At 71.0% G+C, this 24,429-nt stretch carries 18 protein-coding genes; 9 read left to right on the top strand and 9 right to left on the bottom strand.

The window, feature by feature from the left end:
* Positions 1-151: 151 nt before the first annotated feature.
* The 4 genes from IE237_RS36335 to IE237_RS36320 are packed head-to-tail and all read right to left on the bottom strand — an operon-like array spanning position 152 to position 4,761.
* Positions 152-1,543 carry a GH1 family beta-glucosidase gene (locus IE237_RS36335; RefSeq protein WP_189806455.1) on the bottom strand — a complete coding sequence of 464 codons (1,392 nt, stop codon included), beginning with the start codon at positions 1,541-1,543 and terminating at the stop codon, positions 152-154.
* A 35-nt stretch (positions 1,544-1,578) separates the two neighbouring features.
* Positions 1,579-2,418 (bottom strand): carbohydrate ABC transporter permease, encoded by an 840-nt coding sequence (locus IE237_RS36330; protein ID WP_189806536.1) that lies wholly within the window; start codon positions 2,416-2,418, stop codon positions 1,579-1,581.
* 34 nt (positions 2,419-2,452) lie between these two features.
* The gene (locus IE237_RS36325; protein WP_189806454.1) at positions 2,453-3,445 is read right to left on the bottom strand and encodes a carbohydrate ABC transporter permease; all 993 of its coding nucleotides are present in this window, start codon (positions 3,443-3,445) and stop codon (positions 2,453-2,455) included.
* 11 nt (positions 3,446-3,456) lie between these two features.
* Entirely contained in the window at positions 3,457-4,761 is a 1,305-nt protein-coding gene (locus IE237_RS36320; RefSeq protein WP_189806453.1) for an ABC transporter substrate-binding protein, read from the bottom strand.
* Positions 4,762-4,931: 170 nt separating this feature from the next.
* On the opposite strand from IE237_RS36320, the gene IE237_RS36315 reads away from it, so the two are divergent.
* The gene (locus IE237_RS36315; protein WP_189806452.1) at positions 4,932-6,239 is read left to right on the top strand and encodes an ROK family transcriptional regulator; all 1,308 of its coding nucleotides are present in this window, start codon (positions 4,932-4,934) and stop codon (positions 6,237-6,239) included.
* Positions 6,240-6,666: 427 nt separating this feature from the next.
* Positions 6,667-8,070 carry a CLIPPER-2 domain-containing protein gene (locus IE237_RS36310; protein WP_189806451.1) on the top strand — a complete coding sequence of 468 codons (1,404 nt, stop codon included), beginning with the start codon at positions 6,667-6,669 and terminating at the stop codon, positions 8,068-8,070.
* 135 nt (positions 8,071-8,205) lie between these two features.
* Here IE237_RS36310 and IE237_RS36305 read toward each other — a convergent pair whose 3' ends face one another.
* The 3 genes from IE237_RS36305 to IE237_RS36295 all read right to left on the bottom strand — a co-directional run bounded on the left by IE237_RS36305 (position 8,206) and on the right by IE237_RS36295 (position 11,623).
* A complete protein-coding gene (locus tag IE237_RS36305; RefSeq protein ID WP_189806450.1) occupies positions 8,206-9,684 on the bottom strand; it encodes a glutamate-cysteine ligase family protein in 1,479 nt (492 codons plus the stop codon).
* Between the two features lie 279 nt (positions 9,685-9,963).
* Entirely contained in the window at positions 9,964-10,173 is a 210-nt protein-coding gene (locus IE237_RS36300; RefSeq protein ID WP_189806449.1) for a hypothetical protein, read from the bottom strand.
* A 100-nt stretch (positions 10,174-10,273) separates the two neighbouring features.
* A complete protein-coding gene (locus IE237_RS36295; RefSeq protein WP_229843892.1) occupies positions 10,274-11,623 on the bottom strand; it encodes a tetratricopeptide repeat protein in 1,350 nt (449 codons plus the stop codon).
* 98 nt (positions 11,624-11,721) lie between these two features.
* Between IE237_RS36295 and IE237_RS36290 the strand changes: the two genes are divergently transcribed.
* Positions 11,722-12,381 (top strand): MSMEG_1061 family FMN-dependent PPOX-type flavoprotein, encoded by a 660-nt coding sequence (locus IE237_RS36290; protein WP_189806447.1) that lies wholly within the window; start codon positions 11,722-11,724, stop codon positions 12,379-12,381.
* A gap of 66 nt (positions 12,382-12,447) precedes the next feature.
* On the opposite strand, the gene IE237_RS36285 is transcribed toward IE237_RS36290, so the two are convergent.
* Positions 12,448-13,161 (bottom strand): maleylpyruvate isomerase N-terminal domain-containing protein, encoded by a 714-nt coding sequence (locus tag IE237_RS36285; protein ID WP_229843891.1) that lies wholly within the window; start codon positions 13,159-13,161, stop codon positions 12,448-12,450.
* A 382-nt stretch (positions 13,162-13,543) separates the two neighbouring features.
* Here IE237_RS36285 and IE237_RS36280 point away from each other — a divergent pair, with 382 nt between their 5' ends.
* The 4 genes from IE237_RS36280 to zapE all read left to right on the top strand — a co-directional run bounded on the left by IE237_RS36280 (position 13,544) and on the right by zapE (position 20,007).
* The gene (locus IE237_RS36280) at positions 13,544-15,238 is read left to right on the top strand and encodes a CocE/NonD family hydrolase (RefSeq protein ID WP_189806446.1); all 1,695 of its coding nucleotides are present in this window, start codon (positions 13,544-13,546) and stop codon (positions 15,236-15,238) included.
* 271 nt (positions 15,239-15,509) lie between these two features.
* The gene (locus IE237_RS36275; protein WP_189806445.1) at positions 15,510-16,088 is read left to right on the top strand and encodes a hypothetical protein; all 579 of its coding nucleotides are present in this window, start codon (positions 15,510-15,512) and stop codon (positions 16,086-16,088) included.
* Between the two features lie 169 nt (positions 16,089-16,257).
* The gene (locus IE237_RS36270; protein ID WP_189806444.1) at positions 16,258-18,834 is read left to right on the top strand and encodes a PEP/pyruvate-binding domain-containing protein; all 2,577 of its coding nucleotides are present in this window, start codon (positions 16,258-16,260) and stop codon (positions 18,832-18,834) included.
* A 99-nt stretch (positions 18,835-18,933) separates the two neighbouring features.
* Positions 18,934-20,007 carry a cell division protein ZapE gene (zapE, locus tag IE237_RS36265; protein ID WP_189806443.1) on the top strand — a complete coding sequence of 358 codons (1,074 nt, stop codon included), beginning with the start codon at positions 18,934-18,936 and terminating at the stop codon, positions 20,005-20,007.
* A 151-nt stretch (positions 20,008-20,158) separates the two neighbouring features.
* On the opposite strand, the gene IE237_RS36260 is transcribed toward zapE, so the two are convergent.
* Entirely contained in the window at positions 20,159-22,420 is a 2,262-nt protein-coding gene (locus IE237_RS36260; protein WP_189806442.1) for an MMPL family transporter, read from the bottom strand.
* Positions 22,421-22,595: 175 nt separating this feature from the next.
* Here IE237_RS36260 and IE237_RS36255 point away from each other — a divergent pair, with 175 nt between their 5' ends.
* The gene (locus IE237_RS36255) at positions 22,596-23,768 is read left to right on the top strand and encodes a sensor histidine kinase (RefSeq protein ID WP_189806441.1); all 1,173 of its coding nucleotides are present in this window, start codon (positions 22,596-22,598) and stop codon (positions 23,766-23,768) included.
* Positions 23,743-24,405, top strand: a complete 663-nt coding sequence (locus IE237_RS36250) for a response regulator (protein ID WP_189806440.1) — start codon at positions 23,743-23,745, stop codon at positions 24,403-24,405. Before IE237_RS36255 ends, IE237_RS36250 begins: the two co-directional genes overlap by 26 nt.
* Positions 24,406-24,429: the final 24 nt, after the last annotated feature.

The raw sequence follows: 24,429 nt of genomic DNA, 5'->3' as shown, positions 1-24,429 counted from the left end.
CGTGGAAGGGAAGGCGTGAACAGAGGAGAGAGGACCGGTGATGCCGTACCACCGGACTCCGGAGGGCCGCCCCGGTGGTGTCGGGGCGGCCCTCCGGGCGCTCGGTGTCGCCTACCGGTTCGCCTTCGGGCGGATCGCGAAGGCTACCCGGTCAGCCCGCGGTCGTCTCCCGGTGGGCGCGCACGATGTCCGCGTACCGGCGTCCGCTCGTCTTCACGGTCCTGCGCTGGGTGGCGTAGTCGACGTGGACGAGGCCGAAGCGCTTGTCGTAGCCGTAGGCCCACTCGAAGTTGTCGAGCAGGGACCAGGCGTAGTACCCGGCGAGCGGGGCGCCCTTGCGCAGCGCGCGGGCGCAGGCGGCGAGGTGCTCCTCCAGGTAGAGGGTGCGCTCCGGGTCGTGGACCTCGCCGTCGGGGCCCACGGAGTCGGGGAAGGCCGAGCCGTTCTCGGTGACGTACAGCTTCCGCACACCGTAGTCGTCGGTGAGCCGCAGCAGGAAGGCCTCCAGGCCGCCGGCGTCGATCTGCCAGTCCATGCCGGTGCGGGGGACGTCGGGAAGGCGCACCTCGCGGGCGTACGGGGCGGGCCCGGCCGGGTCGTCGGCGACGGTGGCCGGGAAGTAGTAGTTGAGGCCGTGCCAGTCGAGCGGGGCGGCGATGACCTCCAGGTCGCCCGCCTTCTCCGGGAGTTCGACGCCGTACAGCTCGCGCATGTCGGCGGGGAAGCCGCGGCCGTACACCGGGTCGAGCCACCAGCGGTTGGTGTGGCCGTCCGCACGGGCCGCTGCGGCGATGTCCTCGGGCCGGCTGGAGGCGGGCGTGACGGTGGAGTGGTTGGTGACCAGGCCGATCCGGGAGCCGGGCGCTGCGGCGCGGATGGCCTGGGTGGCCAGGCCGTGGCCGAGGAGGAGGTGGTACGAGGCGCGGACGGCGGCGGTGAGGTCGGTCAGGCCCGGGGCCATCCGTCCTTCCAGGTGGCCGATCCAGCCCGAGCAGAGCGGTTCGTTGAGCGTCGCCCACTGGGTGACCCGGTCGCCGAGGCGTTCCGCGACGACGGAGGCGTAGGCGGCGAGGTGTTCGGCGGTGGCGCGCTCGGTCCAGCCGCCGTGGCTGTCCGTCACCCGGTCCTGGAGGGCCTGCGGCAGGTCCCAGTGGTAGAGGGTGACGGAGGGGGTGATGCCGGCGTCGAGGAGTCCGTCGACGAGCCGGTCGTAGAAGTCGAGCCCGGCGCCGTTGACGGGTCCGTCGCCGCCGGGGAGGACCCGCGGCCAGGCGACGGAGAGCCGGTAGGCGTCGGTGCCGAGGCCCTTCATCAGGGCGATGTCCTCGGGCCAGCGGTGGTAGTGGTCGCAGGCGGTGTCGCCGTGGTCGCCGTTGTCGATCGCGCCGGGGACGCGGGAGAAGGTGTCCCAGATGGAGGGGGCGCGGCCGTCCTCGGCGACGGCGCCCTCGATCTGGTAGGCGGAGGTCGCCGTGCCCCAGGCGAAGTCCGGCGGGAAGGCCTCCAGGTCGAGCGTGGTGCGGGAGTCGGTGGAATCGGACACGGGAAACCTCTTCGTGATGGGTGTGGAGAGGGGCGTCACTTGACCGCACCTGCGGTGAGGCCGGCGACGAGATAGCGCTGGAGGAGCAGGAACCCGACGACGACGGGGACGCTGACCACGAGGGAGGCGGCCATCACCTGGTTCCAGTAGACGTCGTTCTGGGTGGCGTACCCCTGGAGACCGACGGCGAGGGTGCGGGTGGTGTCGTTCGTCATGACGGAGGCGAAGAGGACCTCGCCCCAGGCCGTCATGAAGGCGTAGACGGCGACGGCGATGATGCCGGGGGACGCGGCCGGGACGATGACGCGGAACAGCGCGCTGATCGGACCGCAGCCGTCGACCTTGGCGGCTTCGTCGAGTTCGCGCGGGATCGAGTCGAAGTAGCCGGTCAGCATCCAGATGGAGAACGGCAGCGAGAAGGTCAGATAGGTGAGGATCAGGCCTTCGCGGGAGCCGAAGAGGGCGATGCCGGTGGCGTTGCCGATGTTGACGTAGATGAGGAAGAGCGGGAGCAGGAAGAGGATGCCGGGGAACATCTGCGTGGAGAGGACCGTCACGGTGAAGACCCGCTTGCCGCGGAAGGTGTAGCGGCTGACGGCGTACGCGGCGAAGATCGCGACGGCGACGGAGAATACGGTGGCCGCGCCGGCGACGACGATCGAGTTCACGAAGTAGTCGGCGAGCGGGACGGTCTCCCAGATGTCGACGTACGGGCGGAGCGTGAGCCCGGAGGGGATCCACTCGAACTTCCCCGAGACGTCCTCCAGCGGCTTGAGGGAGCTGGAGACCATGACGTACACCGGCAGCACCACGAAGGTGGTGAGCAGGGTGAGGAAGATCCGCCGGGTCCACAGGAACGAGCGGGGTGCCGCCATGGGGGAGCGGTGCACCGTGCGCCGGGAGGCGTGCTCAGACATCGGAGGTCTTCCTTCCGCGGGTGGTGAGCAGGAGGTAGACGCCCGTGACGACGAGGAGGAACAGCAGCAGCAGGACGGACATGGCCGAGCCGGTGCCGAAGTTCCACGTCTGGAAGGACGACTGGTAGATGTGGAGGGAGATCAGGTCGGCCGCTTCGGGCGCCGCCTTGCCGAAGAGCACGAACGGCGTGTTGAAGTCGTTGAACGTCCAGAGGAAGAGGACGAGCACGAGGACCTGGTTGACGGAGCGCAGCGACGGCAGCGTGATGTGCCGGATCTGCTTCCACACGCCGGCCCCGTCGAGGGCCGCCGCCTCGTACATGTCCCGGGGGATGTTCTGCAGCCCGGCCATGACGGTGAGGAAGGCGAAGGGCCAGCCCTTCCACACGGAGACGACGAGCAGGGCCCAGAAGCTGTTGTCCCCGATGAGCCAGAAGGCGGGGCTGTCGCCGATGCCGAGCTGGTCGTGGAGGACGTGGTTGATGAGGCCGTTGTCGCGCTGGAACATGAAGGCCCAGGTGATGACGGCGGCGTAGACCGGCAGGGCGTACGGGACGAGGAACAGGGTCCGGAGGATGCCGCGGCCCCGGAAGTTCTCCTGGAGGAAGATCGCGGCGGCCGTCCCGAGGAGCCAGCACAGCCCCACGGAGAGGACGGTGAAGCCGCAGGTCGTCACGAAGGACTTGAGGAGGGCCTGGCCGACGGGGGCGTCGAAGTCGATCGCGACGGTGTAGTTGTCCAGACCCGACCAGGGGGCCTCCGACCAGTTCCGGATGTAGAACTGGGTGAGCTCCCTGAAGCTCATGGTGATGCCCATGAGCATCGGGACGAGGTGGACGAGGAGTTCGAGGAGCAGAGCGGGCAGGAGCAGAAGGTACGGCAGTGCGATGCGGCGACGCCCGGAGCGGCGTGGTGCGCGTGCCTCTCCGGGTGCGGCCTTGCGCACCGCCCGCTCACTCGGGGGAGTGACGGCGGTTTCGGTCATGGTGGGGCGGCCTACTTCTTGGGCATCTGCTGCTGGGCCTTTTCGAGCTTGGCCTTCACGGACTCCGTGGTGACCGGACGGCCCGCGGCCGCGTCGGCGAAGAGCTCCTTGACCGCGGTGCCGACGACGGTCTCGAACTGCGACTCCTCGGGAACCTGCGGCAGGGCCGCGGCGCTGGCGGCGAGGGTCTCCCGGATGACGGTGAGCGACGGGTCGGCGAAGACGGGGTCCTTCTGGGCGCTCTTCACCGGCGGAACAGAGCCGTAGGCCTTGTTGAGGAGGATCTGCTCCTCGTCGCTGGTCATGAACTTCACGAACTTCAGCGCGCCGTCGAGGTTCTTGGTGTTCTTGAAGACGGCCATGTTGATGCCGGCGACCATCGAGTTGGTCTGGGTGCCCTGGCCGGGCTTGCCCGAGGGAACCGGGGCGGGAGCGACGCCCCAGTCGTCGGGGGCCATGCCCTGGGAGGCGAAGGTCTGCTGCGGCGTCTGCCACAGGACCATGCCGGTCTTGTTCTTGGCGAAGTCGCTGAGGGACTGGTTCTGGGCGTACTCGGCGTTGCCGGGGGCGACGACCTTCTGCGCCGCCATCAGGTCGACGTACTGCTTGACGGCGGCGACGGCCCCGTCGGAGGTGAAGTCCGGCTTCCCGTCGGCGGTGAAGAAGTCGGCGCCGTGCTGCTTGCCGAGGACGAAGACCTGGTGGATGTTGTTGGAGAGGTTGGAGCCCTCGACGCCGATGCCGGACTTGCCGTTCTTGCTGAGCTTCTTGCCGGCCGCGATCACCTCGTCCCAGGTGGTCGGCGGCTTCGCTATGCCGGCGTCCTTGAACATCTGCTTGTTGTAGTAGAGCGCGTACGCCATGGAGTACAGCGGGACGGCGGCCGGGTCCTGGCCGGTGACGCCGGTGGAGCCGAGCGCGGAGTCGACGAAGCGGTCCTTGCCGCCGATGGCCTGGAGGTTCTTCGCGTCCCAGGGCAGCAGGGCGCCGGTGGACTGCAGGGAGGCGCTCCAGGTGTTCCCGATGTTGAGGATGTCGGGGCCCTGGCCGGACGTGGTCGCGGTGAGGATCCGGTTGAGCAGGTCGGACCAGGGGACCACCTCCAGCTTGACCTTGATCCCGGTCTCCTTCTCGAACTGGTCGAGCTCGGGCTGCAGGACCTTCTTGTCGACCTCGATGCTGGAGCCCTGGTTGGAGGCCCAGTAGGTGAGGGTCTTCGGCGACGCCTCGCTCCCTTCACCGCCCCCGCAGGCGGTGGCGGTGAAGGCGAGGGAGAGCGTGACGGCACCGGTGACAGCGGCTCTGATTCTGCGCATGGCTCCTGGGCCCTTTCGGGGACGAGGGGAGTGCCGATGGGGTGAGCGACTGGAGGCCTCGCCGTAACACCGGCTTAATTTAGGATGTGAGTTAAACCCCATGAGAAGGTCGCGTCAAGGCTTGTACTGCGGGTATGTTGCAAGCAACCACTTCAGAGACGGGGACCAACGTGCACGCGAGAACTGGCCGTACAGTGCGTGACCTGCGGCGCGAGAACCGCACCGCCGTTCTGCGCAGGCTGTACTTCGACGGACCGATGAGCCGGCTCATGCTCGGTCCGGCGACCGGCCTCAGCTCCGGATCGGTCAGCAACGTGGTCGCCGAACTCGTCGCCGAAGGCCTCGTCGAGGAGGCCGGCAGCGTCGACTCCGCCGGCGGGCGGCCCCGCACCCTCGTGCGGATCACCCCCGGCAGCGGCTTCATGATCGGCGTCGACATCGGGGAGACAAGGGTCAGGATCGAGCTGTTCGACCTCACCCTCACCGAACTCGCCCGCACCGAACGCGCGTTGGCCAGCTCCGGACCCCGCACGGCCCGCTACGACGTGGACCTCGTCGTCGCCCATCTCCGCGAGGGCATCGCCGAGGTGCTGCGCACCGCGGACGTGCCCGCCGACCGCCTCATCGGCGTCGGGGTCGGCGTCCCCGGCATCGTCGCCCGCGACGCCGAGGACGGCGACGTCGTGCACGGCCAGACCGTCGGCTGGGACGCCGTCCCCTTCGAGCGTCTCCTCCGCGCCGCCGTCGACCTGCCCGAGGACGTCCCCTACTGGATCGACAACGGCGCCAAGACCCTGGGCCAGGCGGAGATGTGGTTCGGTGCCGGGCGGGGTGCGCGCAGCGCCGTGGTCGTGCTCTTCGGCTCGGGCGTCGGCGCCTGTGTGCTCACGGACCCGATGGGGCCCGGCCGGGCGATCGAGTGGGGACATCTGACGGTACGGGTCCGGGGGCGCCGCTGCCGCTGCGGTGCCCAGGGCTGCCTGGAGGCCTACGCCGGAGCCGAGGCCCTCCTGGACCGGTGGCGCGAGGCCGGCGGGGAGCCGCCGGCGGGCGCGGACGAGGAGACGGCCCTCACGGCGATGCTGGCGGCGGCGTACCCGGCGGACCCGGGTGCGCAGCCGGACGCCACGGCGCTCGCGGTCCTGGAGGAGACCGCCGAGTACCTGGGCGCCGGCTTCGCCGACCTCATCAACCTCTTCCAGCCCGAGCGCATCCTCGTCGGCGGCTGGGCGGGCCTCCAGCTCGGCACCCGCTTCCTGGAGACGGTGGACGGTTACGCACGGGAGTACGCGCTCCGCTACCCGGCCAGCCGCACCGGCATCGGTCTCGGCACCCTCGGCCCGGAGGCGGTCACCGTCGGCGCCGCCCTGCTCCCGCTGGTCGACTTCTTCGCCCAGGGCGGCCGACGCCCCGAGACCAAGCCCACCACCCCCGCCCCCGCCTGGCAGTCGGCCCTCCAGGACCGGGTCTCTCCCTGAGGGCGCCGGGACGCGGCCGCCTTCTCTCCCTCCGGACCGACCCAGACGGTCGCCACGACCCGCCTGGAACGCGCGTTCGTCAATTCGAGGGCCTGTAATTCATTCCTTCCAGTGGCGTGTGAGTGCCAGAGGGCGGTGGCATCCGGTCAGTACGAGAGGTACGTGCGCTAGCTGTGATTCAGGAAGGGCCGGAGGGGTCACTGGGAGGGACCGGTGAGGGGCGGCAGCGCCGTGGCGCGCGATGTCCATGGGGGTAAACCCGCCCGTCGGCGCTGGCCGGGACCCCTCCCACCCCGGCTGTACGCGGCGCCGCGGGGACGCTGAGCTACCGATCGTTCCGGGCTCTCACACCCCGTCCTGACCGCAACGCGGACTCCGGGGCGCGGGGGCCCCATCGCGCACCGTCGAACGATCGGAGATGTCACCCATGAGCACACCTCCTTCCGTCCCGCTCCGCGTCGCCCTCGTCAACGGAAGCTTCGAGCAGCCGTCCGTCACCGACATGGCCTTCCTGCCGGACGCCTCCCAGACCCAGGCTCCGCGACACGTCCCGGGCTGGCTCACCACCGCCACCGACCACATGGTCGAGGTGTGGCACTCCGGCTTCAACGGCGTCCCCTCGGCGGAGGGCGAGCAGTTCGCCGAACTCAACGCGAACCAGGTCTCCACCCTCTACCAGGACCTGCCGACCACCCCCGGCACCAAGCTGTACTGGCGGCTCCACCACCGCGGCCGGCAGGGCCAGGACACCATGGCCCTGGACATCGGCGTCCCCGGCAGCGTGGTCGAGCAGCGCACCTTCACCGACGGCAACACGGCGTGGGGCTACTACACCGGCACCTACACCGTCCCGGCCGGGCAGACCACCACCCGCTTCGCCTTCCGTTCCGTCTCGGCGGCCGGCGGCAACCGCGGCATCGGCAACTTCCTCGACGGCGTCTTCTTCGGTACCGCTCCGCACGTGGTGCTCACCAAGACCGCCGTACCCGCCGGTCCGTTGGACGTCGGCGATGTCGTCACCTACCGGATCACCGTCAGGAACGAGGGCGGCGGGGCCGCCGAGCGGCTCACCCTCACCGACGTCCTGCCGCCGGGGACGACGTACGTGCCCGGCTCCCTGCGGGTCATCGACGGTCCGAACGCGGGCGTGAAGACCGATCAGGCGGGTGATGACCAGGCCGCGTACGACTCCGGGAGCGACACGGTGGTCTTCCGGCTGGGCACCGGAGCCTCCGCCTCCCAGGGCGGCAGTCTGGCCAACACCGCCGCCCTGCCCGAAGGCACCACCGTCGAGTACCGGGTCGCCCTGGGGCTGGAGACGGCGGGCACCCGGGTGACCAACACCGCCGTCGCCACCTACGAGAACCGGCTCGGGCCCACCCCGGAACCGCTGACGTCCACCTCCGACGAAGCCGTGACCGAGGTCAGGCCGGCCGCTGATCTCGACGTGACGAAGGCGGCCGACGCGACCACCGTGACCGTCGGACAGACCGTCACCTACCGTCTGACCGTCCACAACGCCGGTCCCAGCCCGGCGACCGGCGTGGTGGTCGCCGACCGGCTCCCGAGCGGACTCGCCTTCCTGTCCGCCGACGCCGACGTCGGCGCCTACGCCCCGGAGACGGGGCAGTGGTCGGTCGGCGAACTGGCTGTCGGCGCCCGCGCGACCCTCACCCTGCGGGCGAAGGCCACCAGGCCCGCACGCCTCACCAACACGGCCACCGTCACGGCCGTCGAGAAGGACCCCGACCCCTCCGACAACACCGACTCCGTCACCCTCTGCGTCGAACCCGCACCGGCCTGCTGCGCCCCCTGCGTACCCCGTACCTGACCCGGCGCGGAAGGAGCGGCACCTGCCCGGCACCGGACGACCGCCCGGACCGGGTTGACGCGGTCGCACCTTGAGGAGACGACGGCGCCCCTGCCCGAATGTCCGGGCAGGAGCGCCGTTTCGTCCGCTCGCGCCTCAATCGACCGGCCAGGTGTGCGCAGGAGCGTTCATGTGCATGTAGTCGAGGTACTGCTGCGTCATCCGCCGCAGCGCCTGATGCCGGTTCACATGGCCGATGTCGTGGATGTGGTGGAACATCTCCGACTGCCACACCGCGCCGTTCCGGCCGCTGACGCACCGCTGCTCGATGATCCCCAGCAGCGGCTCGCGCCAGGCCGCGTCCATACCCACCCGCTCCAGCCCGCGGTCCGCCAGCGGCAGCAGGCGGCGGAGAACCAGTTCGGTCGCGGGGACCTCGCCCATCCCGGGCCAGTACAGCTGCGCGTCGATCCCATAGCGTGCCGCGGCGTTCAGATTGTCCTCGGCCGCCGAGAACGACATCCGCGACCAGACGGGCCGGTCCTCGTCGACCAGGGCGCGGATCAGGCCGTAGTAGAAGGCGCCGTTGGACAGGACGTCGGCCACCGTGGGACCCGCGGGCAGCACGCGGTTCTCCACCCGCAGGTGCGGTACGCCGTCGACGACGGCATAGACGGGACGGTTCCACCGGTAGACCGTCCCGTTGTGCAGGGTGAGCTCGGCGAGTTCGGGGATCCCGCCGTGGTCGAGCGTCTGCTGAGGGTCCTCGTCCTCGCAGACGGGCAGCAACGCCGGGAAGTACTGCACGTTCTCCTCGAAGAGATCGAAGACGCTGGTGATCCACCTCTCGCCGAACCACACCCGGGGGCGGACTCCCTGCACCTTGATCTCCTCCGGCCGGGTGTCGGTGGTCTGCTCGAACAGCGGAATACGCGTCTCGCGCCACAGCTCCTTGGCGAAGAGGAACGGAGAGTTCGCGGCCAGGGCGACCTGCACCCCGGCGATGGCCTGCGCGGCGTTCCAGTAGTCCGCGAATTCGTCCGGCGACACCTGCAGGTGGAACTGCGTGCTGGTGCACGCCGCCTCCGGCGTGATCGTCTCCGCGTAGGTACGCAGCCTCTCCACCCCGTCCACCGAGATCAGCAGATCCTCGCCCCGGGCGGCGAAGACCTGCTCATTGAGCAGGTGGTACCGAGGGTTCTCGGACAGCGATGCCGGACCCACGTCCTTCAGTTCCAGCGTCGGCAGGATCCCGATCATCACCAGGTGCGCCCCGATCGCCGCGGCCCTCTCCTCGGCGTGGTTGAGCGCGTCCCGGATCTCCTGCTCCCAGGATCCCGGGCCGCCCGCCATGAGCTGCCTCGGCGGGATGTTGATCTCCAGGTTGAACCGCCCCAGCTCGGTCGACCAGGCCGGGTCCGCGATCGCTTCGAGGACGTCGGAGCTGCGCATGGCGGGCTCCCCGGTCTCGTCCACGAGGTTCAGTTCGATCTCCAGCCCGACCTGCGGCCGCTCGAAATCGAACCGTGACTCCCTCAGCATCTGAGCGAACACGTCGAGGCAGGTGTGCATCTTGTTCCGGAACCGGCGACGGTCGTCACGGGTGAACTCCAGCGCCGGGACGTCGCGTCCCATTCGGGCCTCCCGAGACTCGTCGGCACGGACCCTCTCTTCAGAGTCCCACTTCGGGGACGACCCAACCACCGAGCGGCTCGCGGGCGCCCGTGGCGGGAGGCTGCGGGCCTGCCGAAGACCCAGGTCGAGGGCGGTGGCCGGGCCGGAGATCCAGGTCGGTGACGGGGGCGATGGGCCGGAGATCCGGGTCAGCGACAGGCCGGGGTGGGACGGGGCGGCGCCTGGGGAACGGGCGCGACGGCCTGGCCGGCGGCTCGCCCGGCGCGGCTGCTAGACGGCCTAGAAGTCCCGGTGGTCGCGGGCCCCCGGTGCCTCGTACGGGCTGCGGTGCCCCGGTGCGGGGTGGTGGCTTCCCCCGGGCGTGGGCCGGGGGCCGACCAGGCGGTGGAACTCCGGCAGAACCAGGGCGTCGGTCCCGTCGAGCGCCCGCAGGGCGAGGTGGTCGAGCCGGGCACCGTGAGCGACGAGTCGCTCGGCCAGCGCCTCCACGGTGAGGGTCCGGGGGGTCGCCAGTCGTGCGGCCGAGACGCGCAGGGCGAGGGGCAGTCTCGCGCAGAGGTCGGCGACGTGCGCAGCCCCGGCGGACTCCTCAGAATGGCGGTGTGTCGTGCCAGGGGCCGGGTGTGGGTGCGGGGGGCTCGGGTCGGTCCTGCTGAAGGACAGCTATGGCTTGCTCCACACGACCGAGCTCGATGAGGTACCCGGCCAGGGCGTGGCTGTTGGCCGGCGAGTGGGGTTCGAGGGCGGCCACCGCCTCCTCGAGACGTCCGGCGCCGGCCAGCAGGCGGGCGACGTGCGACACCGCGTACGGATCGTCGCCTTCGGGGTGGGCTCCGGCTTGTGCGACGGCTTCGTCGACACGGTCGCAGGCGGCCATCAGCGGAAGCCGGATCCAGAAGAGCTCCCGTTCCTCCTCACCGTGGCGACGTGCCTTGAGGGCGTCGAGGTAGGCCAGGCCCTCCTGGGGGCGGCCCTGGTCGGCACAGAGGGTGCAGAGCATGTGGACGACCCAGTCCTCGGCTCCGCCGGGAGCATCGGCCTGGGCACGCATCACCGCGACCGCCTCCGCGCCCCGGCCGTGGCGCGCCAGGAGCTGGGCGAGATCCACGGCCACGTTCGTCGGTTGGCAGGACGCATCACCGGCCTGCCGGTACACGGCGATCGCGCCCTCCACGTCGTCGCGCTCTTCCAGCAGCTCCGCCAGACGCCGCGCGGCGATTCCGAGAGGCTCGGTCGCCGCGTACGCACGCAGCTCTTCGATCCGGTCCTGCCGGGCCAGCAGGTCGGCCAGCTGGTCCCGGTTGTTGAGCGCGGTCTTGTCCCGGGTCCGCAGCAGGGTGACGGCGTCGTCGACGCGTCCCTGGCGTTCACGGATCGTGGCGAGCAGTCCGATCGCCATGTCGGGGTCGAGGCCGCGGCAGCACCACGGGTCCGCGCACCTGTGGTCGTCCGGGATGTGCTCCGCGAGCAGCTCCGCGGCCTCCTCGTCCCGGCCTGCCGTGTCCGCGACGTCGACCAGGGCCGTGGCGACCGACCAGTCCTGAATGTGCGGCCGCAGCAAGTCGAACGCCTCGTCGGCCTGGCCGTGGCGTGCGAGCAGCCGGGCGTGGAACTCCAGCGCCAGCGGATGCCCGGCCTCCATACGTGACCGGGACAGCGCGATCGCCTCGCCGGCCCGCCCCCAGCTCTCCAGCAGCTCCACCGTGGCACTCACAGCCGTCCACCAGCCCGTGTCGACATACGGGGCGAGCACCTCCAGCGCCCGCTCCTCCAGGCCCTGACCGCCCAGCAGCCGCGCCCACCCCTGCGCGCAGAACCACTCCCCACGCGCGGCCCACAACTCCACCTCCTCGACATGCCCGAGTTCGAGAAGCCGGGAGACCAGATCCGGCGGGATGCAGCCGGACTGCGTCCGGACGCGATGGTCAAGATCACCCATGTCCACGACGACGTACCGTAGCCCCGCCCTCTGACAGCGCCGGCAGTTCTCGTGCTGCACAAGATCAATCGAAGGCCGGGCCCACTAGGGTCCAGAGCATGACAACACCCTTTGCCGGCAGCGCCTTCGACGAGCTCCGCCTCGACGCCGTTCCCGACCAAGACGCGCTGCGCCGGGTCTACGAACGGCCCAAGGACACGGCCGTGCGCAAGCAGATGACCGAACTCACCGAACAGACCCGGCGGCTGATCGGCTGCTCATCGCTGGTCTTCGTCGCCAGCGCGGACGCCGAGGGCAACTGTGACGTGTCCCCGCGCGGCGGCCCCGCCGGGTTCGTCGCCGTCCTGGACGCACGGACGGTGGCGATACCGGACGCGACCGGCAACAAGCGTCTGGACACCCTGCAGAACGTCATCGCCACCGGGCGGGCCGGGCTGCTGTTCGTCATTCCCGGGCGCACCACGACGCTCAGGGTGAACGGCCGGGCCTGCGTCTCCACCCGCCCCGAGCTGCTGTCGCAGCTCACCGCCGTGGGCAAGCCGCCGGCCAGTGCGCTGGTCGTGGGCATCGAGGAGGTCTACCCGCACTGCCCCAAGTCGCTCCTGCGCAGCGGGGCCTGGAAGCCGGAGCAGTGGCTGCCGACGGACGCCCAGCCGACCTCGGCCGAGGTGACACTGGCCCAGCTGAGGATGCCGGAGCTGACGATCGCCGACATCGAGCAGGCGGAGGCGGATTCGCTGAAGTACCGGTACGAATAACCGGCCGACCCACCTGTGCCGAACCATCGGACCAGCACACCCCGAGATCAAGAGCGGGTCGGCCCGTCAGCCCAGGGCGAGCCATCGGAGGCCCAGCTGTTCGATCTGCCGGGCCTCCTTCGCAGCCAGCGGCTCCCGGCCGGTGGCCTTGCGCAGGAAGCGCGTCCGGCTCCACCCCAGCTCCTCGGTGGCCGCCCTAGCGTCCGTGCCGAGGAGCAGTTCCGTCACGGCGTCGGCGGCGGGTGAGGTCAGCCAGGGCTTGCGACCGAGCGCGTCGGACAGGTCGAGACCGTGGACGGCGACCTCCACCACGCGGGTGAGGAGGAACTCCGACAGGAGCATGGCGTCGCCGTGACGCGTTCGTACGGTCCGGCCGACAGGCTGGACCCGGCACAGCCGGTCGACCCGCTGCCAGGTCGCGGCGAAGTCCTCGGCGAAGGCGGCGCCGTCGGCCGACCGTCCCGCACGGCCCTGGGCCAGCGTGATGCGGGTTTCGTTGGTCTGGGGCGAGAAGCGGTCGTCCGGGCGGTAGTACTCCGCCGCCGAGATCTCCGGCCTGTCGGGCGCCGCAGCGTCCAGCATGGCCGGAAGCCAGTCGATCACGACGCACACGTGCCCGAGCAGGTCGAGCACGCTCCAGGGAGTGCAGCGTGTCGGAAGGCTCCACTCGGCCGGGGAGAGTCCTGACACGGCATCGGTCAGGGCCCCGCATTCCTGGCGAAAGGCTTCGAGTACTCGGTCCTGATTCACGCTGTTCTCGTTCCCTGTCATCGTCGTCATCGGGTGAGCTCCTCCCACTGCCGACGCGCTTCGACGGGGCGCCGGTTGCGCCCGTTCGAAGAAAGATCGTCAAGACGGCCCCGTGGGATCAGCTGTGTGAGCTGAACTCCTCCGAGATGGTCGCTCGCCAGGTAGCCGCCCTGACCGTGCGGCGTCCCGCCGCAGCACATGGCGCGTCATCCGAGCCCCGCTGACCGACGTCTTCGGCCGTGCCTGGCCCTTCTCGGTCAACCTCTGGCCTGTTGTGCTTTTCGGGGTTTGTGCAGCGCCGTTCATTCATTCGAGTGGCCGGAGCGGAACTCTGCCTTGGGGTGATCTTGGGGGAGGTGAGTATGTGTCCGACACCTCGTCACCATCCCTTTCATAGAATGCGAGTACAGCCATGTCTGCTGACGGAACCACGGATGCCTTGTTCGCCCTCTCGGCTGAAGATCTCGCGAGGCTGGACGCGATCCGTGAGGCGCTCCTCGACCCGTCGCCGCGCCGGATCGGCCGGCTGGACCAGTGGGGCCTGGCCGACGAGTACGAGATCTACGCGGAGATCGGCCAGTACTCGGAGGTCTCGCTCACCATGGCGGACGGCACGGTCCTGGACGCCTCGCTGAGCGTCCCGAAGAACCTCGCCCCCGGACAGGCCTGCCCCGCCGTCGTGCTGCCGGCCCCGCTGATCGGCATCGGGCACCGGGCCTACCTCGGCATGATCACCCGCTGGACGCAGGGCGGCTACGTCGTCCTGGCCTACAGCCAGCGCGGTCTGGCCAAGTCCACGGGCGAGATCCACGTCGCCGGACCCCAAGATGTCGCGGACGCCACCGAGGTGATCAACTGGCTGGTGGCGCAGGACGGTGTCGACCCGGACCGGATCGGGTTCTTCGGCGCCTCGTACGGCGCCGGCACGAGCCTGCTGGCGGCCGCGCAGGATCGGCGGATCAAGGCCGTCGCGGGCACCAGTGCCTGGGCCGACCTCTTCGCCTCGCTGTACGAGAACGGCACCCGCCACGTCGCGGCCTTCGAGGCGCTCGTGAAGCTGTTCGGCGAGGACCGGTGCTCGCCGGAGTTCCGCGAGATCATCCAGAAGATCCGGGCCAACACCATCGACGACGAGGTCAGGGAATTCGCCCGGGTCCGCTCGCCCAGGACCTACCTGTCGCAGTACAACGACAGCAATACGGCCATCCTGCTGACCACCACCTGGCACGAGACCATCTTCTCCGTGCCCGCCGTCATCGACTTCCACAACAACCTGACCAGCCCCAAGACACTCCTCGTCCAGGTCGGCGACCACGGCAACCCCGAACTCCCGGGCCTGGCCGGCCTCATCGCCAAGCCCACGGCCATGGCGTACCGGTGGATGGACCATCACCTCGGCGGCACCGCCGGCGACGGAGAGTCTCCGCGGTTCGACGTCCGCTCGGAGCAGATGTTCCAGCCCCTCTCCGACTTCCGTCACGCCGCCTGGGACGACTTCGCTCTGCCGAAGAAGCGGTTCCACCTCGCCGACGCCGCCGCCGGGCAGAGCGACGGGCGGCTGGTCGAGGGCGACGCGGCGGCGGGCTGGACCCGCTCGGTCAAGGCCACCGGCACGGGCACCGACATCGTCGTCGCGCCCCAGCTCGTCCAGACGGGCCTGTCCGAGCGCCTGGGACTGCCCCACACCTACAAGACAGCCGAGATCGACCGTGGCCTCGCGGCGGTCTTCACCACCGCGCCGCTGGCGCAGTCCTGGCTCATCCAGGGCGACCTGGAACTGCGGCTGACAGTGACGCCCCAGCAGGCGGACGCCACGATCGTCGCCTACCTGCTGGAGAACAACCCGGTCACCAACAGGGCGAACATCATCACCTCCGCCCCGTACACCTTCACCGCCGAGCAGGCCGGCAGGGCCACCACGGTGACCTTCCCGCTCCAGCCCGCCCACTACCCCGTGCAGAGGGGGCGCCAGCTCCAGCTGGTGATCGACACCCACGACCCCTTCTTCACCTACGACAACGCCACCACCCCGGTGTTCACCATCGACATCACCTCACCGACGGGCGCCGAGTCCTACCTCGACATCCCCCTCCACCCTGCCGAGTGACTCCAGCCGCCCCGGCACACCGGTGAGAGTGCGGTCGGCCCGGAACGGGTCGACCGCACGGCCACCACCCTCCGCACTCCCGGGAGGAAAGCCGCGAGGACGCTGACCATCGGGTTCCCGATCGCTTGATTCCTGCGCGTGCGCCCGACCGGTCATGGTGAGACGCTGATTCTGCGGGCTGATATCGCCCTACCGAATGCCCGGGCCTTGATCCGTCGATGGCCGAGGTGCGCATTCACCTCGTCTCGCATTCACTCCAGCGGTGGTTCCCATGCGTTGGCACCTCACGTGCGCGCGCGTCCTCGCGGTCGTCGCCGTCACGGCGGTCGCGCCGGTCTTCGCGACGCAAGCCCCAGCAGCGGTGGGCGCGTTGCCCGCCGATACGAGCATCCGGTACGAACTCTTCGGCAACTACCTGATCGTCACCGCGGCGCCGGGCGTGGACAACGAGATCGTGATCCACGGCGGCGATGCGTTCGGCGCGGTCAAGGTCTACGACTTCGCGGACAACGTCACCCAGCCCGACACGTTCTCCACCGAGGGCCCGAACGGAGTCAAGCGGATCGCGGTGTACGCCGGAGACGGCAACGACAGGGTCTCCCACTTCACCGGGCTCAGTGCTGCTCTTCACGGAGGAGACGGAGACGACATCCTCAACGGCTCCAACCACGTGGACCACCTCTACGGTGATTCCGGCAACGACCGCCTCAACGGCGGCGGAGGCAGTGACGACCTCAACGGCGGTGACGGAGACGACCACCTCGATGGCGGCGGCGACGTGGACACAGCTCTGGGCGGAGCAGGGAACGACACCTGCACGAACTGCGAAAGCATCGGGCAATGCGAGTGAGTCGCGGTCGGTTCGTACGGAGAGACAACGACCACCCCCGCAGGGCAGTTTCCCGAGCGGGGCGCGAGGGGCGCTCATAGAGGCGCTGCTTCGCAGTCAGGCCTGTTCATGAGGCCCGTCCCGGTGCCATCATGATCCTTTCTGCGAGGCCGAGTCGGGGGATCAGGTCATGGGCCATGTGCTGTCGTTGGACGCTGCGACCGCGACGCTGGAGACGGCGGGCGGCAAGGGGGCGGCCCTCTCCGAGCTCGCGCGCGCAGGACTGCCGGTACCGGGCGGGTTCCATGTCACGACCGCCGCGTACCGGGAGTTCGTCACCTCGACAGGCGTGGCCGATCGCATCCGTGCGGAGCTCACCGCCGCATCCGGGCCCGACAGCACCCCGGACACCGGCGCCGATGCGGGAGCCCGCATCCGGGCACTCTTCGAGGAGGGCCCGCTGCCCTCCGCCCTGGAGCAGGCCATCTCGAAGGCGTACGCGGAACTCGGCGACGGCGCGCGCACGGTCGCCGTACGGTCGTCGGCCACGGCGGAGGACCTGCCCGACCTGTCCTTCGCCGGCCAGCAGGACACCTACCTGAACATCACCGGCCAGAGCGCCCTGCTGGAAGCAGTCCGGCGCTGCTGGGCGTCGCTCTGGACCGACCGCGCCCTCGCGTACCGCGCCAGGGCGGGCATCGCGCACGAGGACGTCTCGCTCGCCGTGGTGGTGCAGGAGCTGGTGGCCGCGGACGCCGCCGGGGTGATGTTCACCGTCGACCCGCTCGGCGGGCGTGCCGACCGGCTCGTGGTCAACGCGGCCTGGGGGCTGGGTGAAGCCGTCGTCAGCGGGCTGGTCACCCCGGACACCCTGGTCGTCGACCGGGCGACCCTTGCCGTCGTGGAGGAACGTATCGCCGCGAAGGAGGTGATGACCGTTCCGACCGCCGACGGCACCACTGAACAGCCCGTCCCCGCAGACCTGCGCGAAGCCCCGGTCCTCACCACCGCGGAGGCCGGGGAACTGGCCCGGCTCGGACTCGCCATCGAGGAGCTGTACGGGGAGCCGCGCGACGTCGAGTGGGCGCGCGAGGCCGGCTCCTTCCGCATCCTCCAGGCCCGCCCGATCACCACGGTCGCCGCACCCCGGCCCGAGGTGTGGAACGACAGCACCGGCACCGACTCCCTCTGGACGAGCGCCAACCTGGGCGAGGCCGTCCCGGACGTGATGACACCCGCGACCTGGTCGTTCGTCAAGGCGTTCATGGGCGACGTCATGGTCGGGGCCGGCCTCGAAGGACGTCCGATGTACGGGAACATCGGCGGCCGCTTCTACATGAACCTCAGCGTCACGGCCACCCTCGCGGCCGCGTTCGGGCAGGGCCGGAAGTTCGCCCGGGCCAACGAGCTGGTCTTCGGGCGCCTTCCGGACGGCATGACCATTCCGCTGCTGCCCGCGTCCAGGCTGCGGGTCTGGCGGGACACCCTCGGTGAGGCGTTCGCGGTGATGAGCCGCATTCGCGCGAACGGAAAGCAGCTGCCGGCGTTCCTGGAGGAGGCGCCCGAGCGCTGCGGGGAACTGCGCGCCCGTGTCGCCGCCGCGGCGAACGCGGGAGACCTGTCGGCCCTGTGGGAGGCGGAGATCGCGCCGTACTTCCGCCGCTGCTGCCACATGCTCCAGGCCGCCACCCGCCAAGGCGGCGACACGCTCGTCAAGGTACGCGGCAGCCTGGAGTCCCTGGTGGGTGAACAGGACGCCGACCTGATGACCACCGGCCTCGGCGACGACGGCCAGCTGGCCAGCATGGGACCGCTGCTGGCCCTGGAACGCCTCGCCCGCGGTGAGACCGACCGCGACACCTACAGCCGTACGTACGGTCACCGCGGCCCGCACGAGTTCGAGGTGTCCCTCCCGCGGCCCGCCGACGACCCGGAGTGGATCGACCGGCAGCTCGCCGCGCTCGGCACGGTCGAGGAGGACGCGGCACTGCGGCTCGCACGGCAGGCCACGGCCCGCGCGGCGGCATGGGACCGCCTGGCCGCTGCACACCCCCGGCGGGTGGCGGGCCTACGCGCCGAGGTGGACGGCTGGGCGGCCTCGGCGCGCCTGCGGGAGGCCGCCCGTACCGAGGTCGCCCGCGTCTTCTGGCTGCTGCGCACGTTCGTCCTGCGCGCCGGCGAGGTCAGCGGGGCGGGGGACGAGCTGTTCTTCCTGTCCCGCGAGGAGATCCTCACCGTGCTCGGCGGTGACCGGACCCCGCTCGCCGCCGTGCCGGCCCGGCGTGCCGCGTACGAGGGCTACCGCGCGCTTCCCACCTATCCGACCCTGATCCGGGGCGAGTTCGACCCGCAGACCTGGGCCGCCGACCCGAACCGGCGGGCCGACGTGTTCGACGCGCAGGACACGACCCCCGCCACGGACACGGTCGCGGGCTCGCCCGCGTCCGGCGGCGTGGTGGAGGGCGTCGCCCGGGTCGTCGCCACCGTGGAGGAGGGCGAGGTCATCAGGCCGGGCGAGATCCTGGTGACCACCGTGACGAACATCGGCTGGACGCCCCTGTTCACACGGATCTCGGCGATCGTGACCGACGTCGGCGCGAACCTATCGCACGCCTCGATCGTGGCGCGGGAGCTCGGCATCCCCGCGGTGGTCGGCTGCGGCAACGCCACGACCCGGATCCGGACGGGAGACAGGATCCGTGTGGACGGCGGCCGCGGGACGGTGGACGTCCTGGAACCGGCCACCGCGACCCCCGGACCCGCCTGACCTCTCGGCTGTGCCCCGTACCCGCCTGCCCCTCGGCCGCGCCCCGACCCGCTGTGGCCCCTCGGCCGTGGCCCCACCCGAATTCCAGCGTACGAACGGATGAGCAGACCGTTGCCCCAGCACGAGCAGGCCATGCGCCGTCACTTCCACCAGGCCGCGGCGCGGCGCGGATTCTCGATCGCCCCCGCGCAGGAGGCCGCCGTCGAGCGTCTGGCCCGCCTGGCGGCCGAACTCGCCCGGCCGGCCTGGACGTTCCCCAGGCCGCCCCGTGACCTGTACGTCTGGGGCCCGGTGGGCCGGGGGAAGAGCTGGCTGGTGGACACCTTCTACGAAGGGCTGCCGGGCGGGCGCAAACGCCGCCTGCACTTCCACGACTTCTTCCGGCGGCTGCACGACGGAGTGACCCGACCGGGCGCCCGCCACGACGGGCAGAGCGCGGTCGACAGCGCTCTGGACGAGCTGATCGGGGACAGCCGGGTCCTGGTCTTCGACGAGTTCCACGCGCACGACGTGGGCGACGCGATGCTGATCGCACGCCTCTTCAGGACGCTTCTCGACCGCCGGATCACCCTGGTGACCACCTCCAACTACCCGCCCGCCGGGCTGATGCCGGACCCGCTCTACCACCACCTGTTCGAGCCCACCATCAAGCTCATAGAGGAACGGATGGACGTCCTGGACGTCTCGGGGCCGGTGGACTTCCGCCGACTGGAGGCGCCCCGGCCGGAGGCAGGCGGCCGCCGGTTCGCGACGGGCCTGTGCGTGGCCCCGGGGGACACCGCCCTGGAGGCGCTGGGCCTCATCGTCCCGGCCCCCGCGGAGGCCACGACCGCCCCGGCTCATCTGCGAGAGCTCCCGGCGCGCGCCGTCCGCGGTGAACTCGCGTGGTTCGGCTTCGACGCGCTGTGCGAGACCGCGACGGCGGTGCCCGACTACCTGGCCCTCGCCGAACGGTTCGACACCCTGGTCCTGGACTGCGTCCCCCCGCTGGCCGAGGCCTCGGCGGACGGACGGCAGCGTTTCGCGAACCTCGTGGACGTCGCCTGCGACCGCGACGTCCGTCTGGTCCTCATCGGTGCCGACCCGCTGGCTACCCTCCCCGAGGGCCAGGCCCTGACACGCGACCTGGACCGCACGACGAGCCGACTCGCGATGCTCGCACGTCCTTCCTGAGCCCCGGCCGCCGGGGCGGCACCAGGGCTGGAGCCCGTCTCGGGGAGATCGAGCGCCTCGCCCACCGATTCAGGCCGCCGCGGGAACGACCGAGCGCATGGTCGAGGTGACGCGCTGAGGTGCCGGACGCCCAGGGCGCGCAGGACTTGAGTCAACGGTCGACCAGCCGTGGACGCGGGGCCTCACCCGTGGATTCCGCGTCGGTGCCGACCGGGCCGCGGGGAAGCATCCGGTCCAGCCACTTCGGCAGCCACCAGTTGGTCCGGCCGAGGAGTGTCATGGTCGCCGGTACCAGCACCATGCGTACGACCGTGGCGTCGATGAAGATCGCGGTGGCCAGGCCGAGCCCGAACATCTTGGTGGAGGGGTCCTCGGCGACGGCGAAGGACAGGAAGACCGCCACCATGATGAGGGCCGCCGAGGTGATGATCCGGGCGGTGCGCGAGACGCCCTCGACGATCGCCGTGCGGTTGTCGCCGGTGCGCAGGTACTCCTCGCGTACGCGGGAGAGGAGGAACACCTCGTAGTCCATCGACAGGCCGAACAGGATGGCGAAGAGGAACATCGGGATGAACGACACGATCGGAACCGTCGCTTCCAGCCCGATGAGTGCGCCTCCCCAGCCCCACTGGAAGACCGCGACCATGATGCCGTAGGCCGCGCCGATGCTCAGCAGATTCAGCAGTACCGCCTTGAGCGGTACGAGGATCGAGCGGAAGACCAGCATCAGCAGCAGGAACGACATCGCCAGCACGGCGGCGACGAACAACGGCAGGCGCTCGCTGGTGCGTTGGCCCACATCGGACAGGCTCGCGGCGGCGCCGCCGACGTGGGCCCTGGCCGGGCCGTTCCCGATCGCCGTGGGCAGCACGTCGGTGCGCAGCCGGGCGATGGTGTCGGTCGTGGCCTTGTCCTGAGGGCTGGTGGTCGGGAACACCACGAGGGTCGCGATGCCGGTGGCTCGATCGATCTGCGTCGGCGCGACGGATGCGATGCCCGGATCCGCCGCGACCGTTGTCACCAGTCGGTCCAGCACTCCCGGATCACCGGCGGGGTCCGCGGCGATGACGAGGGGACCGTTGGTGCCCGGGCCGAACCCCTCGGCGACGAGGTCGTAGGCCCGGCGCTCGGTACGGCTGTGGGGCAGCGAGCCGTCGTCGGGCAGGCCGACGCGCAGGCCGAGCACGGGCAGCGTCGCGGTCAGCAGCAGCCCCGCCGCGCCGACCGCGTACGGCACCGGGTGCCGGCTGACGTGCCCGATCCAGCGACGCCACCCGGCGGCGTGGGCCGCGCCTGCCGCCGGGTCCCGCCGCCGTGCGAGTCGGCCCGGCTTCCTGCTCTGCAGAGCCCGGCCGATCCGGCCGGCCCGGGCCAGGCGCGGGCCCGCCGCGCCGAGGAAGGCCGGCAGCAGCGTCACCGAGGCGAGCACCATGATCAGGACGACGATCGAGACGGCGAGCCCGCCCACCGTCATGAAGGGCACGTTCGCGACCGCCAGGCCGAGGATCGACACGACGACGGTGCCGCCGGCGAAGACCACGGGCCTCCCCGCCGTGGCCACCGCTCGCCCCGCCGCCTCGCGGGGGTCGAGCCCGCGCGCGAGGTACTCCCGGTGCCTGGCGAGCACGAACAGCGCGTAGTCGATGCCCACTCCGAGCCCGACCATGCTGCCCAGGACCGGTGCGAAGGCGGGGACGTCCGTGACCCCCGCCAGTACCGTCATCGTGGCGACCCCGACGGTCAGTCCGAAGACCGCCATGCCGATCGGAAGCGCGGCGGCGACGAGCGAACCGAACGCCAGGAACAGGATCGTGGCCGCGGCGAGGAGGCCGATCAGCTCGCTCACGCCGCCGTCGGGGTCGGAGAAGGCGTAGAAGAGGCTCCCGCCCATCTCGATACGCAGGGGCAGCTCGGCGCGCAGCCGGTCGCCGAGCTCGACGAGGGCGTCGAGGTCGTCGGCCGACAGCCGGCTCTGGTCGGGGTACTGCACCCGGACGACCGCGATCCGCCCGTCGGCCGAGACGAGGCCGCCGCGCACGGCGGTGTCCCGGCCCGCGTCGAGCGCCCTCGCCGGGTCGCTCGTGCCGAGCACGTGCGGCAGCCGCTGCACCTCGGTCTGCAGCCGCGTGAGAGCGGTGCGCGCGCCGTCGTCGTCGAAGAACGTCGCACCGTCGTCGAGAGGCGTGACGACCACCTGGGCGGTCATGCCCTCCTGGCCGGTGCCGGCCCGCTCGATCAGTTGCGCGGCCCGTTGGGAGTCCAGTCCCGGAGCGGTCATCGAGTCCGCGGTCCGCCCACCGATGGCGATCGCGGCGAGGACGGCAAGCGTGGCGGCGATCAGCCATGCCGCGATCACCCGCCAGGGATGGCGGGCGGCGCTTGTGCCCAGGCGCAACAGGGCTTTCGAGAGCATCGGGTCCTCCAACCACCTCGTCGGCCGTCCTTGTACGGCCGCCGATGCCGAGGTTCGTCGCCGCGGCGCTCCGCGGCATCGGCTTGCGGGCCGCGGATCCGTCGGCCCCGGGGCTGAGTGGCACCCCGTCCTTTCGGCCGATGCGCGGCACGGCGCGGCCCCTAAGCTGAGAACCGTGCTGCGAGACGACCTGCGAACCCTGTGGACCGAACCCCGGCCGCCCGACGCGCCCGCCCGGGTGTGGCGGGACTGGGCGCTGCTCGCCGTGAGCCTGGGCGCTGTGGTGCTGGAGGCCACCCTGCGCGAGAACGTCGTGTGGCGGCCGGTGGCGGTGGTGTTCGCCGTATGGCTGTGCCTGCTGCCCCTGTGGCGCCGGACCCGCCCACTGGCCATGGTCACGCTGGGGTTCGGCTCGGTGATCCTGCTCCAGCTGGCCTCGCTGGTCGGCGCACCGCGCGAGCACGTCGGCCTGGACACCAGCATGGTCGTGCTCGTACTGGTGTACGCGCTGCCCCGGTGGGGATCGGGACGGGAGATCGTGCTGGGCAGCGCGGTGATCCTCACGGCCTTCGCGCTGGGTGTCGTCGCGGACGACACCCCGGCCGCCGAGCAGGTCGGGGGCTTCGTCTTCCTGTCGCTGCCCGGCTTGATCGGGGCCGCCGTGCGGTTCTGGGGGACCGCTCGCGAGCGGCAGTTGGAGCAGGTACGCTCCCGCGAGCGTGAGCAGCTCGCCCGGGAACTGCACGACACGGTGGCCCACCACGTGTCGGCCATGGTGATCAGCGCCCAGGCGGGCCGGGTGCTCGCGGGCACCGACCCGTCCGCCGCCGTCGAGGCGCTGGAGGGGGTCGAGGAGGAAGGGGCGCGCACGCTGGAGGAGATGCGAGCCATGGTCGCCGCGCTGCGCGACCGCGGGGCCGGCGCCGAGCTGGCGCCGCCTGCCGGCGTCGCGGATCTGGAGCGCCTGGTGCGCACCCCGGGTGGTCGCCTCAGGGTCGACCTGGGTCTCGACGGCGACCTGGACACGCTGCCCCCGGCCGTGGACGCGGCCGTCTACCGCATCGTGCAGGAGTCGGTGACCAACGCCATGCGCCATGCGGTCAACGCGACCGAGGTCGTCGTCCGGGTCACCGCGGAACGGCACACGGTACGGGTGAGCGTGCGCGACAACGGCCACCGCACCGGCCGAGGCCGTGCCGGATACGGACTCACCGGACTGCGCGAGCGCGCGACGCTGCTCGGCGGCACACTACAAGCCGGCCCCGGCGCCGACCAGGGCTGGCACGTCGAAGCCGAACTGCCGAGAGGGAGGACCGAGAGCGGTGCCCATCCGCGTCCTCGTCGCTGACGACCAGACCATCATCCGCACCGGGCTGCGGATCATGCTGAACGCCCAGCCCGGCATCGAGGTGGTCGGCGAGGCCGCCGACGGACAGGAAGCGGTACGTCTGGCCCGCGAGCTGCGCCCCGACGTCTGCCTGTTCGACATCCGCATGCCCGTGATCGACGGTCTCGAGGCCACCCGGATGGTCGCCGGCCCGGGCGTCGCCGACCCGCTGGCCGTGGTCGTCATCACCACGTTCGACCTCGACGAGTACGTCTACGGCTCACTGCGTGCCGGCGCCCGCGGATTCCTCCTCAAGGACACGGGACCGGACCTTCTGGCCCAGGCCGTACGGTCGGCGTCCGACGGTGAGGCGCTCATCGCGCCCAGCGTCACCGTCCGTCTGCTCCAGACATTCGCGGACCTGCCCGCCGGCCGGCCCGTGGCCCAGCCGGTCTCCCCGGTCACCGCCCGCGAGGAGCAGGTGCTCCTCGCCGTCGCCCGCGGGCTGACCAACACCGAGATCGCCGATGCACTGCACATCAGCCTCAGCACGGTGAAGACGCATCTGGCCAGCCTGATGGCCAAACTCGGCGCCCGCAACCGGGTCGAGATCGCGATGTGGGCCTACGAGACGCGCCGTATCCTCCCCGGAACCTGAGCCGGGTGCCGGGCCAGGTCCCAT

Origin of the sequence: Streptomyces tanashiensis (assembly GCF_014648895.1) — a bacterium.
Classification (GTDB): Bacteria; Actinomycetota; Actinomycetes; order Streptomycetales; family Streptomycetaceae; genus Streptomyces; species Streptomyces tanashiensis.
This window is presented reverse-complemented; position numbering and strand designations above follow the sequence as displayed.

What these genes read in the sequence shown, in the direction of transcription:
- IE237_RS36330 (WP_189806536.1), bottom strand. Translation starts at nt 2,418, where the DNA reads ATGGCGGCACCCCGCTCGTTCCTGTGGACCCGGCGGATCTTCCTCACC.
- IE237_RS36325 (WP_189806454.1), bottom strand. Translation starts at nt 3,445, where the DNA reads ATGACCGAAACCGCCGTCACTCCCCCGAGTGAGCGGGCGGTGCGCAAG.
- IE237_RS36320 (WP_189806453.1), bottom strand. Translation starts at nt 4,761, where the DNA reads ATGCGCAGAATCAGAGCCGCTGTCACCGGTGCCGTCACGCTCTCCCTC.
- IE237_RS36310 (WP_189806451.1), top strand. Translation starts at nt 6,667, where the DNA reads ATGAGCACACCTCCTTCCGTCCCGCTCCGCGTCGCCCTCGTCAACGGA.
- IE237_RS36305 (WP_189806450.1), bottom strand. Translation starts at nt 9,684, where the DNA reads ATGGGACGCGACGTCCCGGCGCTGGAGTTCACCCGTGACGACCGTCGC.
- IE237_RS36295 (WP_229843892.1), bottom strand. Translation starts at nt 11,623, where the DNA reads ATGGGTGATCTTGACCATCGCGTCCGGACGCAGTCCGGCTGCATCCCG.
- IE237_RS36290 (WP_189806447.1), top strand. Translation starts at nt 11,722, where the DNA reads ATGACAACACCCTTTGCCGGCAGCGCCTTCGACGAGCTCCGCCTCGAC.
- IE237_RS36285 (WP_229843891.1), bottom strand. Translation starts at nt 13,161, where the DNA reads ATGACGACGATGACAGGGAACGAGAACAGCGTGAATCAGGACCGAGTA.
- IE237_RS36280 (WP_189806446.1), top strand. Translation starts at nt 13,544, where the DNA reads ATGTCTGCTGACGGAACCACGGATGCCTTGTTCGCCCTCTCGGCTGAA.
- IE237_RS36275 (WP_189806445.1), top strand. Translation starts at nt 15,510, where the DNA reads ATGCGTTGGCACCTCACGTGCGCGCGCGTCCTCGCGGTCGTCGCCGTC.
- IE237_RS36270 (WP_189806444.1), top strand. Translation starts at nt 16,258, where the DNA reads ATGGGCCATGTGCTGTCGTTGGACGCTGCGACCGCGACGCTGGAGACG.
- zapE (WP_189806443.1), top strand. Translation starts at nt 18,934, where the DNA reads ATGAGCAGACCGTTGCCCCAGCACGAGCAGGCCATGCGCCGTCACTTC.
- IE237_RS36260 (WP_189806442.1), bottom strand. Translation starts at nt 22,420, where the DNA reads ATGCTCTCGAAAGCCCTGTTGCGCCTGGGCACAAGCGCCGCCCGCCAT.